Genomic DNA, 14,219 nt, shown 5'->3' on the forward strand with positions numbered 1-14,219 from the left:
ACTCCTGAAAAACAGAAGTGCCGAGAGGGATGATGTTAAAATCGTGTATCTATATAAATTGATTCGCGCATATCGCTTATCCATTTTTCAAGCTCTTTGCCTTCTTTATACTGGTCAGCAAGTTTTTTTACCTTATCATAGTCGCCTTCGATAGTAAGACTATGCTCAGGGGTTTTTGCAATCACTTTTATAATTTCGTATCCGTAGTCAGTTCCGTTTGTTGTCATTCTAGCGGGGTCAGTTATTCCGTTTATCGGAGTTTCATTTATTCTGGAAATAACTGTGCTGTCTAACTGGTCTATTGAAAGGACTCCAATGTATCCGCCCTTATTCTTCGTATTATCATCCTGCGAGTATTCTTTTGCAGCATCCTCAAAAGTTATTTTGCCTGCAATAATTTTATCTTTTAAATCTTTTAAGAACGAAATAGTTTCAAGATCTGAAGATTCAAACTTTGGAAACTTTACTAAAATATGCTGTGAAGTAAAACCGTCAACTTTTTTATCAACCAGTTTGATTATGTGATAGCCGAATTGTGTCTCTACTAAATCTGAAACTTCCCCCGGCTGCATGACCAATACTGCTTCTTCAAACGGTTTCACAAAACTTCCTTTTTTTACGTAGCCTAAGTTACCGCCTGTAATTGCAGAGAGTGAGTCATCAGAATTTCTTCTTGCCAGGTCTGAAAAATCTGCACCTTTCTTTAAGCTGTCAAGAATCTGTTTTGCTTTTTCCTTTGCATAATTCTTTTCTGCATCGCTCACTTTTCTATTAAGAAATATATGTGCTATTTCAAATTCTTCAGGAGCTTTTGGAAGACTATCCTGATATGTTTTGTAAAACTCTCTTACTTCTCTATCAGTTGCTTTTACTCCGCTGCCAAATTTCTGGCGTTTGAGTTTTTCCGTCATCATTCTTTTCTTCAAATCTTCTTTCAATAGCATTCTGATCTTTACAATTGACATCTCATAAATTTCTTCAAGCCTCTGCTGAGAGCCCACCTGGTCAATAAGATTCTTTATCCTGTTATCCAGTTCTTTGGTAACCTCATCATCGGTCACTTCAATACTATCTTGCTGGGCTTTAGCAAGTATAATTTTATCTGTAATAAGGCTGTTGAAAATTTCCTGCGCTAATGAAGGAGGAATTTGTGTAAGTTTGTTCTGTCTGGCGTATAATGAGAGCTGATATTGCAAATCGGATTCAAGTATAATTTCATTGCCGACTACGGCCAATATTCTATCGCCTTCCTGCTGAGCATAAGAGTTGATAGGGAAGTAAATGCTCAATAGAATTACAGGGAATAAGAAAAATTTTATAAGTTTCAAACGTAAAAAATTGATTTTAAAAATAAAGTGATGCCGCAAAATGCAGCATCACTACTTTATACTAACAAAAATAAAATTTGTTCAGTTCTAATCTTTGAATGCTTCCATCAGAACTTTGTCGTTAATCTTTACAGGATATTTCTGACGAAGCTTATTCACGTATTCTGTTTCCATTTCTTTGAATTTCTCCTGCTGCAATGTATTCGATATTTCAGCTTTTACATCGTCGAAAGGTCTGATTTTCGTTTCATTGTTTTCAGTGAACTGATACTTTGCCTTATTATTTTCATAATACTTCATCATATCTTCATTTGTGATTTTAATCTTGCTCCATAATTCTTCCTGGTCAATTTTAAAGCTTAACAGTCCGTTTTCGTATTCGGTTAATAACTCTACATAGTCAGGATCTTTTTCAATCTTATCTTTAAGCGCAATTGCATTTAATAATGGAAGTTCACAGGCGCCGTCTAACAATTTTTTTATATTTTCAGAATTTGCAAAACTGTTTGCAAGGTCTCTGTTTCTGTTATAATAATTAATCAGGTCTTCTACTTTTATATTTCCGTCTTTGAATGTTGCTAATACTTTCTCCCTGTCAGATTTTGAGAACAAGCTGTCGAAATTATAGTTGCCGATTGTTTTTGTGGAATCAAATTTTGATTTTAAATAGCTGAATGCATCGCCATTGAGTTTAAAATCAAGACTTTTCTTTGAGGTCTCAATATACTTTGCATATTCATCTTTAAACGCTTTGCCTTTTTTATATTCCTGCTTCAGGTTGTCTTTTTGTTTATCAAAAGACTGGTACTCTTTTACATCTGTCATCTTAATTATATGCCAACCGAAAGGAGTTCTGACAAGTCCGGATATTTGTCCCGGTTTTAAAAGAAAAGCAGCGCTATCAAATGATTGAACCATTCTTCTTCTGTCAAAGAATCCTAAGTCACCGCCTTTAGGGGCAGAACCCGGGTCCTGTGAGAATTCAGTTGCAAGTTTTGCAAAATCTTCTCCGTTTTTAATTCTATCAAGAATAGATTTAGCTTTATTATATGTGCCGATTGAGTCTATTGTTTTTCCTAAGCTGTCTTTAGTATCCTGAATTAAAATATGTGATGCTCTTATTGATTCAAATCTTGGTCTTTTATCTGTAAGCTTAACAATGTGAAGTCCGTACATTGTTCTTACAGGTTTTTTGGAATGCTCACCGACTTTTAAAGAATAAACTTCATTTTCAAATTCCGGTACTGTCATCCCTGCAGTGAAGTAGTACAGGTCACCGTTGTTTTGCTGAACAGTAAAATCTTCGGAGTATTTTTTAGCTACAGTTATGAAGTCAACACCGGCTTTTAAATCAGCCATGGCATCGTTCGCTTTTTTGTAAGCTTTAATTGAGTCTTCAGGATTTGCTGTCTGAGGAAGATTTATTAAGATATGTGAAGCTCTTACTTCATATTTCTTCATATCATATAAATCTTTTATGTGAGGCTCAACGATTTTCTTATCAATTAAAAAAGCTGAAAGAAAATTTTTCTTATATTCATTGATATCATTTTGAATATCTGCTGATTGAAGAAGTCCTCTGTCTCTTGCGTCTTTTACTTTAAGTCTGAACTTTATTAATAAATCAAGAAAATCTTTTCTATCCTGAAGTGATTTGCTCTTTGCAGAATCTAAATTTGGATTTGATTTTAAGAATTGCTTTTCGTATTCATAAAGATAAATTTTTTCATTTCCGATTTCAGCCACAACCTGTTTCTTCTTCATTGAAGAGCAGGCAACAATCATAGTCACTGAGGAAAGCAATAAAAAAGTTAAAAACTTAAACGTATAGCTGTTTTTAGTCATTTGGAAAATATGGAATAATTTGATTTAAAAATGAGATAGCACAAATTTTACTCATTTTAGGTTTGAATAACAAGTCAGCTAAATTTCTGAATTAATGGTTTATTAGGGTTTTATATGATGTCAGAAAGTCAATTATTTTGCAGATAGAATTGAAAATATTAAAAAAAATAAACAATTTACAAAAAAATAATATAATTATTTTTTAACGTAGAACTTTATCAATTCTTTTCAACCTATATATCTATATATTATTAAGTAAGTTTGGAAAAATTTGCAAGCAATTCTGCAAATTAAAAAAAAAATCTATAATACTTGATTTTATAAACCGAATGAGTTAATTTTGAAGTAATTATGTAATTATCAAACCAAATTTAAAAGGAAATTTGCAATGAGAAAATCATTCGTCTATTTAATACTGGGGATATTCTGCCTCGGAATAATTTCTAACAATGCTTTTGCCCAGTTCACCGCACCTGAAACAGTCCTTGGATTACACATCACCGGGAATATGGCAACCAATGAAGGCTACGGAGTTGGTAATGCAATCTACGGCGGTAATTATTCCGGAGCAACATACGGAATGAAATGGGGAAGAGGTGTTGGCTTAGATTTTTCCATTGGTCTCGGTAAAACCAAAAGAAACAGAATTACACTTGGAGCTGAGTGGAATGCAATGATTAATGCAAATACTGCCAATGTACCTTTCTTACTTATAAGCCCGGATGAAAAAATAATGACATATTACAATATAATCAGTGCTTCAATTGGTTACCAGTATATGTTCAATGCAAGATGCAGACAAAAACAATGGGTAGGTATCGCATTAACAGGCAGCTCAATCAGCGCACCACGCTATAGTGTTATTAACTTCAATAGCGCAATGAGAGGCGGCGTTGCTCTTTCAACAGGTTATGATTGGGTTCTTGGTGATTCAGGTAAATGGGGTATTTCTCTTTACGGAAAATATCACGTAGTAAATTACTTCTTCAATGCTAATGGAGATAACGGTGAAAACTTTATTAATGACGGTAATGGCCAGCCGGGTGCAGGTTATAACAGATACATTGGTTTGTTAAGCATCAACCTTGCTATTAATATGTATGGCGGCGTTCAGTCACTTACAAACTTGATGAAATAATTTTTTTGATTTTTTATATTCAAGCCCTGCACAATTTGCAGGGCTTTTTTTATTCTATTGCTTGTAATACAAGTTACAGTTAATTTATTCAAAAGAATCCTATCGAATAACTACTATACCTTTTTAAAAATTACACCAAATATTTGTTAAGGTTAAATCTATTTAATCGCGGAAAGTTAGTTTTATTAGCACTTATACTCTCCATGATTTCATTTTATTCTTGCGAAAAGAAAAGCGACGCTATTATAGACCCTACACTAATAGCTCCTTCTATTTCAAATCCGTCTAAATCCAAAGATACAGTTTATACAAACTCTACGACTCCGGTTGTAAATTTTATTACATCTGTAAGAGTTCAGCAGGGCGGTGATGACGCTATTACAAGTGTTGTCTGTTCATTGCTTGACCCAAGCGGAAACGTAATCCAAAACTTCAGCATGAGCGATAACGGAGGCTCGCCTGATACTACAGGCAATAACGGAGTATATACGACAACGGTTAATTACTCTATTACAAGCTGTTTAACAGTAGGGAATTACTCATTGCAGTATTTAGCAACGGCTCAGTCAGGCTTAACAAGTAATCTTATTGTAATCAGTCAGCCGGTATATTATAGTAATAACGTTGCTCCGGAAGTTTCATTTGTAAATGCTCCGGATACAGTAATCAGACCAACAACAGGTGATGTACCACTAATGATTGGAATTAAAGCCAGTGACCCCAATGGACAATGTGATATAAAGACAGTATTTTTTAATTCTATTCTTCCAAACGGAAATCCTTCAAATCAAAATCCATTTACAATGTATGATGATGGGGATTTATTGGCTCATGGAGATACAGTCGCAGGGGATGGAAGATATAGTTTGATTATTAGAATTCCTCCATCAGCCTTAATTGGAACTTACCAATTCAAATATCAGGCTTCGGATAATTCAGGTCTTAACAGTGCAATTTTAAATAAACCACTTTACGTAAAAGCTCCATAATTTAATGCGATATTTAGCAATCATATTATTAATAACAGGAAGTTTATTCTCGCAGACGTTTGATAAAAGCTATCAGCTGAATAAAAAACTGTTGGAATTAAAATCCAATCAGAATACTATTCCAAACAGCATTAAAGACAGAATAACTTTTGCGCCTGTAACACCAAACATTTCCAAATACCCTATAAGTAATTTCATTATTGATATTCTTAAAAGCGGAGACACAACATGGTTTTCCACCGGTAAAGGTGTGATGAGAACCGTTGACCACTTCCAGTCTTTTCAGTCGTTCAGAGGATTAGATCCGTTTGGGAATGATGACGTTGCAGGTTTGATGCTATACAATAACGTTGTTGCCGTCTCAACTGCCAGAACAGAAATTATCAACGATGAAGGTGTTGCAACAGGAACAGGAATAAAAATATCTACAGATAGAGGACTTAACTGGACAAGCTGTCCGCAGCCGACAGATGCAAGAGATGCAGATACAATTTTTTACGGAAGCAATATAATTACTACTTTACCCGTAACTGTTCCTCAGCAGAATTTATCTTATGATATAGCAATAACAAAAACTCAGAACGATTTAACAAACTATACAGTCTGGATTACATCATTTGCAGGCGGACTCAGAAAAAGCACTGATTACGGAAATTCATGGGAAAGAGTAGTTCTTCCACCGGATAACTTGGACAGTATTTACATTGGCGGAACAGGATATAATTTTGTTTTAAATCCATTGGTAAATCTAAATCAGAGAGCATTTAGTATTGTATCAGTAAATGATTCAACTCTTTATGTAGGAACTGCAGGCGGTATAAATAAATCTACTGACTGGGGAAAGAGCTGGAGAAAATACAATTATAATAATTCAGGCAGCGGAACAAACCGCGTAGCAGGAAACTTTGTAGTCAACTTAGATGTACAAAGATTTAACGGTAAAGAAATTATATGGGGCGCAACACGCAGAGCAGACAGCCCTCAGGAAACAAATGCTTTAAGTTATACAACAAACGGCGGGCTTAACTGGAACTACACTCTTAAAGATTATTCACCAAACAATATGAGCTTTAAAGACTCTATTATATATGGTGAAACAGATAACGGTGTATGGAAAAGTAATTTCGGTACTTTCAACTGGAATAAGCCGGGATTAATTTACGATGCATCAACAAAAGATCAGTTAAGAACAACACAATTTTACTGCGGAAATTATTTTGGCGATACTTTATTTTTCGGAAGCGCAGATGGTCTTCTGAGAACAACAGAACCGGGTAATGGTTCATGGGTAAGCGACTGGAAAATATTCAGAGCATTTGAACCGATTAATTTATCCTCTGACATAAAGACTTACGCTGCTCCTAATCCTTTTGCTCCCGATGATGAAATAACAAGAATATTTTTCAAAACGGGCAAGACAAATGCAAAAGTTACTATAAGAATCTTTGACTTTGGAATGAATCAGGTCAGAACACTTATTCAGAATGCAACAAGAACAAGTCCCGATGATTTATTTACATCTTGGGATGGAAAAAATAACGAAGGCAACCAGGTTGCAAACGGAGTATATTTTTACAGAGTTGATGTAGATTCAGATACTCCTGTTTGGGGTAAAATTTTAGTTCTTCAATAATATATAGAATAAAGAGCTTGAAAAAATTTATCATAATATTTTTATTTTTTGCATCTGCCACAGCATTCTCTCAGGAAGGCAGTTATGCAGGCGGATTTGCGAGATTAGGTTTCGGCGCGCGCGGTATGGCTATGGGTAATGCAATGGTCTCAAATATATTCGGAGATGTATCGGGATATTATAATCCTGCCCTTGCATGCTTTCAGGAAAAAGGAGTTGTAAATCTTGGCTATACTTTTCTATCAATGGATAGAAAACTTAACTTCGTTGGCTTCTCTAAAAAATTCAAACTTCCAAACCAATCACAAGGCGGAGCGGGGATATCATTCTCATTAATAAACTCAGGTGTTAATAATATTGACGGAAGAGATAACGACGGAACTCAAATAGGAACTTTCACAACCTATGAAAATCAATTTTACTTAGGTACTTCATTTTTATTAAGCGAAAACTTTGCTGCAGGTGTCGGATTTAAAATGTATCTCTCTAAATTGTTTGATAAAGTAACGACAACATCAGTTGCATTTGATATCGGCGCAGTTTATAAATACAGCGATAAGCTTGCATTCGGGGTTGCTGTAAAAGATATATCTGCAAAGTATAAATGGGATACATCGGATTTATACGGAAGCAATGGAAACACAACTGAAGATAAATTCCCAACATTAGCAAATATCGGAGCATCATATTTATTACCGAAGAATTTAGGATGTGTTTCACTGGAGTTCGAAAGTTATTTCAATCCAAAAGTTATAGACAAATCAACCGGCATTACAGGTACCAGAAAAAATATTTCTTATTTTAAAGTTGGCGGTGAAATAATTCTTAACGAATATCTGAAAGTAAGAGCGGGAATGGACAGAATCGATTTTGCAAATAAAACAGAAGATATCGGCGGCAACCTTAAACCAAGTTTTGGTGTTGGATTTGTAAAGCCATTGGGAAAATCAACAATGCTGGGACTTGATTATTCATTTCAGTTTGAACCATACAGCAAGGACCCTATTCAGAACATCGGTATTAATTTTAAATTCAATTAATTATGTTTAGAAAAATAATTTTAGTAACATTTTTATTTGTGTCAGGTTATTCATACTCTCAGAATGACGGTGCAGGAAATACAGGACTCTCATTTTTGAAAACAGGTGTCGGCGCTCGTGAAATATCGATGGGTGAAGCTGTATCATCAATCTCAGATGACGGTACAGCAGTTTATTACAATCCCGCAAGATTATTCAACGGTCCAAATAACAGCCTTACTTTGATGCATAATGCTTCAGTTGCAGATTATACAATTGATTACATCGGGGCAAAAATAAGCTGGAGTAAATTTGCATTCGGCGTAGGAATACATTCAGCAAGTGTAAGCGATATTGAAATAAGAACTGCGCCGGGAGCAGTGATAGATAAGTTCAATTCAAGAGATTTGTCAATCGGTTTATCCTTAGCTTATAAATTAAGTGAAAATTTATCTATTGGCGTAACTCCAAAGTTTTTGTACGAAAAAATTTATGTGGATGAATCATCAGGTATGGCATTTGATTTCGGAGCGAACTACACTAAAAATAATATTAATATGTCATTTGTTGTCGCAAATGTTGGAAGTGTGAATGAATTGAAGAATGAAGAAACAAAGCTGCCTACATATGTAAGATTTGGAGCGAGCTATAAAACAGGCAAAGGAAATATGTCTTACTTAATCGGTGCAGATGGTTTTAAAGTTATGGATGGCGGTATATTTCATCTTCACACCGGGGTAGAAGCCGGATACAAACAAATAGTTTTTTTAAGAGCAGGATATCAGACTCAGTATGAAAATAAAAGTTTTACTGCAGGTGTAGGTTTGAAGTACAAGTCTTTGAATTTTGATTATGCATTTGTCCCGTATAAAAATGAATTCGGTTCAAGCAATTCGTTCTCATTAGGATTTACTTTTTAATTCATAAAATTTCCTGTTCCGGTTAACATGAAAGAATGTTCTTTAATCCTCTCTCATATAAAAAATTTTCAGATTACATAAATGACAAGAAAAACTTTTATGTAATCTTTTTTGTATTAGTAATTTTTTTATCAATCCTGAAGTTACCTCCGGTTTTTAATACAGATATTCAGCCATGGGATGAAGGTATGTATGCCTCCCGTGTTCTCTCAATAGAAAAGTTCGGCGATTTTTTTGACCAGTCAAGCCACTCAGTCGGCAAGTATTATTCGGGTTCTCATCCTCCTTTACTAATATGGATAGGCTACGCAGTTTCCCGGGTAACAGGTCTCAATGCTGTAACGTTAAAACTAATTTCATATTCTTTCGCTTTGCTTTGCCTTTTATTTTTAATGAAGATAGGAACGTTACTGCGTTCAATGGAAGTTGGCATTTTTGCTGCAATTATTTTTAGTTCAAATATATTATTTAATATTTTCTCGAAGCGGTTCCAGTTTGATATTGCTTATACTTTTTTTGTAATATTATCGTTTTATTTTTTCTTTAAATATTTAGTTGAAGGTAAGAAAAAATTCGTTATCTATTGCGGTATTGCTGCAGGATTATGTCTGCTCTCCAAGCTTCTTGTTGGCGCAATTGTTCCGATTGTTTTGTTTGTCACGTATTTTATTCTCAGGAGAGAAACAAAATATTCCTTTAAAGATTTTCTGTTCATAACCGGGTTATCACTTCTGATATCGTTACCATGGTACGTATATTTAATAGTTCACAACGGTAATGAAGCATTAGATTATATTTTAAATTTTCATTTATATCAGAGAGCTACTGTTGGCATAGAGCAAAACGCAAAAAGCACCGGAGTTTTTTATTTTGTAAATTATGTGCTTACTATTATACCCTATGGATTTTTAGCTTTTTATGCAATTATCCTTAACTTAAAGAATTTTAAAACTATAGACTGGAAAATAAAATTTGTTACTATCTGGTTTATAATTGGAATGGGAATTGTAACTATTTTTAAAACAAAACTGGAATCATATTCTTTTCTATTCTTACCGGCAGCCTGCATTCTTATTGCTAATCTGATATATGAATTTAAAACAACATCTTCAAAAGAAAAAATTTTTACTCTTGTATTATTTGTCCTGAATCTAACTTGGTATTTTACTGAGCACTACCGGACTGTCATAAAAGAATTCTTGTTAAACGGTTTTATACCTAAACTGGAAATATTTGTCTGTGTAATGTTTTTAGTTTTGTTCTTACTGTTTTTGTTTAGGTTAACTTCTACGAGGATTAATTTAAATTTTGCTTTTACTCTGATTGTTTTAGTTACATTTGCTTTGAGTAATGTTTATTATCTCATACGTGTACCGTACTGGGAAGACGGTTACAAAATAAGCAATATAAAAACGGAAATTGATAAAAATAAAGAAAAAGATATCCTGTATGTTTCAACAGATTACAGACATAATCCTCAATTAACTTTTTATTTTAATGGGGCTGATTTAAATTGGGGTAGGGAAGTAACAGGGTACAACTTTAACATGATTGATACGAAAGTCGGAACAGATAGCGTTAAAAAAAAAATAAACCAGCTTGCAAAAAATTATTTTATTATTGTAGAGAAAGATAATATTAACCGCGCTATTTATCCTGATTCAAAATTATTTATTCCTGAAGGTTTTACTTTGATTAGCAAAACTTCCGGATACGAACTTTATAAAAATTTTTAAATGCTTGAAAAAGGTCAGTCTTTAGAAGTAATACAATCGGATATCGAGACCGATATTGAATGGAAGGAGTTTGTCCGAAATCAATATAATTTGTTTTATGATGATAAATTTTTGAAGTATCACAATGAATTCAAAAAAAATATTAACTGGCATCATCTTAAAATAAAAATTAAAGATACTAACAGGGTGTTTGCAATAATAACCGGATGTATTGAAAATGATACTTTTGTTTCGTGCAGAGGTGTGAGTTTCGGAGGTTTTTTATGGAAGCACAAGATAAATGTTGTTGATTATATGCAGCTTGTAGATGTTTTTAAAAAATATTTTGCTAATACCGATATTAAAAATTGTATTCTGACTGTACCGCCGTTTATTTATATGACAAGCCGCAATGAAGAAAATGATTATGCACTTTTTAAAAATGGATTTAAAATCAAAGATGTTTCTATAACTAACATTATTGACCTATATGACTTTAGCCATAATAAAATATCTTATACAGTTTATAAGCAGGTTGTAAAGCAGCCCGTTGATACTATTGAATATGAAATGATTGAGGATATAAAAGATGGAGACCTGATTGATATTTATAATCTATTGAAAAAAGACAGAGAGCTTAAAGGTGCAATTCCAACCCATACAAGGGAAGAGCTTATTTACTTGAAACAAAATTTACCTGATAACATTAAAATATTTCAAGCTAAAATTAGCGGTGAATTGGCAGGCATTTGTGTATTATTTGTCATAAATAAAAATATTATTTTGAATTTTTACCTGGCTGCAGGTGAAAAATTTAAAGATACAACTGTTATGAAAAATCTTCTGCTTTATACTATAGAATGGAGCGTCGATAATAAATACAAGTACTACGATATAGGCACATCTGATGTAAACGGAAAATTACTTGATGGATTGTTCAAATTTAAAAAGAGATTTTCTGCTCACGGATTTTTAAGAAAAAATTTTGAAATTAATTTATAATCAAATTGAGTTTAAAAAATAAAAGAATATTTTTAACAGGCGGCGCAGGATTTATAGGAAGCACTTTAGTTTCTAAGTTATACAAAGATAATGAAATTTTAATTTACGATAACTTTTCAAGAGACTCTCTTAAATACAAAAATTTAAAATCAAAGAATATCACAATTGTAAAAGGTGATGTCTTAGATTTAGATTTAATTAAAAAAACAGTTGAAGGCTTTCAGCCTCAGGTCGCAGTGCATCTTGCTGCTATCGCAGGAATCGATACTGTTATCAAAAGTCCGGTAAGAACTCTTGAAGTAAATATGGTTGGCACATTTAACTTTTTGAGAGCTTTGCAAAAATATTCCTCGAAGCTTGAACGAGTTCTTGATTTTTCTACCAGTGAAGTACTTGGTTCATATGCGTACAAATCGACTGAGCTATCCGATACTAACTTTGCTCCTGTCGGCGAAGCGCGATGGACATATTCCATAGGCAAAGTAGCCGGTGAACATCTTGTTCACTCATTTTATAAAGAATACGGTTATCCCGCGGTCACTATCAGACCGTTCAATATTTACGGGGCTGGTCAGGTTGGCGAGGGTGCAATACATGTATTCATAAAAAATGCAGTCAGGAATAAAACGATTGAAATTCATGGCGACGGAGATCAAATTCGTTCATGGTGTTATGTAGATGATATGATTGACGGATTGTTTTTATGTCTTACTAAGAAACAGGCGATAGGAGAGATATTCAATATTGGAAATCCTAAAGGGACGATAACTATTTCATCGCTTGCAGAAAAAATTGTTTCAATATGTAAATCAAAATCTAAGATAAAATATATACCTAAAAATTATGTAGATGTTGAGCTTAGAATTCCAAGCATTGAAAAAGCAAAAGAACTTCTGGGATTTATGCCTAAAGTTGATTTAAATGAAGGTATAAGAAGAGCAAGTTTGTTTTATAAAAAGTATTCATAAATATTTCTGAATGAAGTTCTTTATTCTGATTCATTCCGTTTCGAGTCTTGTTTGTCTTAACAAATTAATTAAAAAAGGTTATGCGCCTGATTTAGTTATAGCTCACGATAAATATGAAAGAGAAAAGTTAGATAAAGTATTTTTCACTCCTGTAAAAAAGCTTTGTAAGAGATTCAATATAAAGTTCATAGAATCCGATTACCCCAATGATTTTAAAGTTGATGTAAGAAATTATGAAATAGGTTTTTGTGTCGGGTACATGAAAATTCTAAGAAAAGATTTTTTTGAAATTCCGAAGTACGGAATATTCAATCTTCACTGTGGAAAGCTGCCTGAATACAGAGGGCGCGCGCCGATTTCCAGAACCATTATGAACGGCGATGAGAATTTAATAGCATCGCTGCACAAAATTGATGAAGGTGTTGATTCAGGTCCGGTTGCAATCGAAACTAAAATAAAAATCACTTTAAAAGACGACGTAAATACTCTCTATGAAAAATTTAGTGAAAATTCTTATAAAAGTATAGTTGAACTGCTAAAAATTTTAAAGAACGGAAAATTAAAATTAAGAAAACAAAGAACAACTAACAGAAAACCATACACAAGATTAACTGAGGAGGAATGCAGGATTGACTGGGGTAAAGGACAATTAACTGTCTTTAATAAAATTCGCGCACTGAAGTTTCCTTATCCGGGAGCATTTACTAAGTTGAAAGATAAGAAATATATTATAAATGATGCAGTTATTACTAAAAGAAATGTTTCTGGGAAACCGGGTATGATAAGAGAAGTAAAAAGTGATGCTATATATATAACTGTAAAGAGCGGGGTAATAAAAGCAAGCGACATTTACTGCGGAGGAAAGAAGGTAAATATTGTTAAAGAATTTTTAACGGGAGATAAATTTATTTAATGAAAATAATTGATGCACATATACATATTGGCAAGTGGAGCGAGATTTTTTTAAATCTTGAATCTACAGTTGATGAAGCAGTCGCTGAGTTAAAAAAATCAGGAATTGATGAAGCCATTTGTATGCCTACAGATAGAACTTCGAACACAGAGCTTCTTTCTGAAATAAAATCACGAACTGATTATAAGTTTTATTTTAATGCCTGGATAAATCCTAAGGATGCAGAATTAGATGAGTTTCTAGAAAAAAATATTTCCGATGTTCATTTTTTTAAAATTCATCCTTCTATAGATAAATTAAAAATTACAGATCCATCATTTGAAAAATATTTATATCTTGCTTCAGAAAAGAAAATTCCGATAGTTGTTCATTGCGGAAGATGGAAAGAAATGGCAGGATATGAAATCTGTCTGGAAGCAGCAAAGAAATTTCCGGACTTGAGATTAATTCTTGCTCATCTTGGCGGAGACCAGCCTTCAATATGTACGCAATGTGCCAAAGATGTTAAGGCAGGGGGATATGAGAATGTTTACCTTGGTACTGAGTCAGTAAGAGAATTTTATTTTGTAAATGAAGTGGTGAAAACTCTCGGTGCAGAAAGAGTTTTATTCGGCAGTGATTACAATTTAGGATTACCTGCATCTTACCTCCCTATAATTGACAGACTAAAAGTCAGCAATGAAGAGAAAGAGCTGATATATTCAGGCAACGCAATGAAGCTGCTTCAGAAATTGTAACAAATTAAGCGG

12 protein-coding genes are annotated in these 14,219 nt (G+C 33.5%); 10 read left to right on the forward strand and 2 right to left on the reverse strand.

Translation table 11 applies throughout. The features are described from left to right. Positions 1-35: 35 nt before the first annotated feature. Both JST55_00160 and JST55_00165 read right to left on the reverse strand, forming a co-directional pair. Positions 36-1,328, reverse strand: coding sequence for a peptidylprolyl isomerase (locus tag JST55_00160; protein ID MBS1491885.1), 1,293 nt, complete (start codon positions 1,326-1,328; stop codon positions 36-38). Positions 1,329-1,415: 87 nt separating this feature from the next. Beyond that, entirely contained in the window at positions 1,416-3,173 is a 1,758-nt protein-coding gene (locus tag JST55_00165) for a peptidylprolyl isomerase (GenBank protein MBS1491886.1), read from the reverse strand. Positions 3,174-3,561: 388 nt separating this feature from the next. Between JST55_00165 and JST55_00170 the strand changes: the two genes are divergently transcribed. From JST55_00170 to JST55_00215, 10 genes are all read left to right on the forward strand, one after another. Further along, a complete protein-coding gene (locus tag JST55_00170; protein MBS1491887.1) occupies positions 3,562-4,311 on the forward strand; it encodes a hypothetical protein in 750 nt (249 codons plus the stop codon). A gap of 203 nt (positions 4,312-4,514) precedes the next feature. Next, positions 4,515-5,300: a hypothetical protein gene (locus JST55_00175; protein MBS1491888.1), complete on the forward strand. Its 786-nt coding sequence runs from the start codon at positions 4,515-4,517 to the stop codon at positions 5,298-5,300. Between the two features lie 4 nt (positions 5,301-5,304). Then, positions 5,305-6,933, forward strand: coding sequence for a hypothetical protein (locus JST55_00180; GenBank protein ID MBS1491889.1), 1,629 nt, complete (start codon positions 5,305-5,307; stop codon positions 6,931-6,933). 17 nt (positions 6,934-6,950) lie between these two features. Then, positions 6,951-7,973, forward strand: a complete 1,023-nt coding sequence (locus JST55_00185; GenBank protein ID MBS1491890.1) for a PorV/PorQ family protein — start codon at positions 6,951-6,953, stop codon at positions 7,971-7,973. A 2-nt stretch (positions 7,974-7,975) separates the two neighbouring features. Further along, positions 7,976-8,872, forward strand: a complete 897-nt coding sequence (locus tag JST55_00190) for a PorV/PorQ family protein (protein MBS1491891.1) — start codon at positions 7,976-7,978, stop codon at positions 8,870-8,872. A gap of 35 nt (positions 8,873-8,907) precedes the next feature. Continuing rightward, positions 8,908-10,608 carry a glycosyltransferase family 39 protein gene (locus JST55_00195; protein MBS1491892.1) on the forward strand — a complete coding sequence of 567 codons (1,701 nt, stop codon included), beginning with the start codon at positions 8,908-8,910 and terminating at the stop codon, positions 10,606-10,608. Next, a complete protein-coding gene (locus tag JST55_00200; GenBank protein ID MBS1491893.1) occupies positions 10,609-11,589 on the forward strand; it encodes a hypothetical protein in 981 nt (326 codons plus the stop codon). Positions 11,590-11,594: 5 nt separating this feature from the next. Further along, positions 11,595-12,557, forward strand: coding sequence for an NAD-dependent epimerase/dehydratase family protein (locus JST55_00205; protein ID MBS1491894.1), 963 nt, complete (start codon positions 11,595-11,597; stop codon positions 12,555-12,557). A 10-nt stretch (positions 12,558-12,567) separates the two neighbouring features. Further along, the gene (locus tag JST55_00210) at positions 12,568-13,470 is read left to right on the forward strand and encodes a methionyl-tRNA formyltransferase (protein MBS1491895.1); all 903 of its coding nucleotides are present in this window, start codon (positions 12,568-12,570) and stop codon (positions 13,468-13,470) included. Continuing rightward, positions 13,470-14,207 carry an amidohydrolase family protein gene (locus tag JST55_00215; GenBank protein MBS1491896.1) on the forward strand — a complete coding sequence of 246 codons (738 nt, stop codon included), beginning with the start codon at positions 13,470-13,472 and terminating at the stop codon, positions 14,205-14,207. Before JST55_00210 ends, JST55_00215 begins: the two co-directional genes overlap by 1 nt. The last annotated feature ends 12 nt before the right edge of the window (positions 14,208-14,219 follow it).

The sequence above is a fragment of the Bacteroidota bacterium genome (assembly GCA_018266835.1).
Lineage (GTDB): Bacteria > Bacteroidota > Ignavibacteria > Tepidaquicellales > Tepidaquicellaceae > JAFDZO01.

What these genes read in the sequence shown, in the direction of transcription:
- JST55_00165 (MBS1491886.1), bottom strand. Translation starts at nt 3,173, where the DNA reads ATGACTAAAAACAGCTATACGTTTAAGTTTTTAACTTTTTTATTGCTT.
- JST55_00170 (MBS1491887.1), top strand. Translation starts at nt 3,562, where the DNA reads ATGAGAAAATCATTCGTCTATTTAATACTGGGGATATTCTGCCTCGGA.
- JST55_00175 (MBS1491888.1), top strand. Translation starts at nt 4,515, where the DNA reads ATGATTTCATTTTATTCTTGCGAAAAGAAAAGCGACGCTATTATAGAC.
- JST55_00180 (MBS1491889.1), top strand. Translation starts at nt 5,305, where the DNA reads ATGCGATATTTAGCAATCATATTATTAATAACAGGAAGTTTATTCTCG.
- JST55_00190 (MBS1491891.1), top strand. Translation starts at nt 7,976, where the DNA reads ATGTTTAGAAAAATAATTTTAGTAACATTTTTATTTGTGTCAGGTTAT.
- JST55_00195 (MBS1491892.1), top strand. Translation starts at nt 8,908, where the DNA reads ATGTTCTTTAATCCTCTCTCATATAAAAAATTTTCAGATTACATAAAT.
- JST55_00200 (MBS1491893.1), top strand. Translation starts at nt 10,609, where the DNA reads ATGCTTGAAAAAGGTCAGTCTTTAGAAGTAATACAATCGGATATCGAG.
- JST55_00210 (MBS1491895.1), top strand. Translation starts at nt 12,568, where the DNA reads ATGAAGTTCTTTATTCTGATTCATTCCGTTTCGAGTCTTGTTTGTCTT.
- JST55_00215 (MBS1491896.1), top strand. Translation starts at nt 13,470, where the DNA reads ATGAAAATAATTGATGCACATATACATATTGGCAAGTGGAGCGAGATT.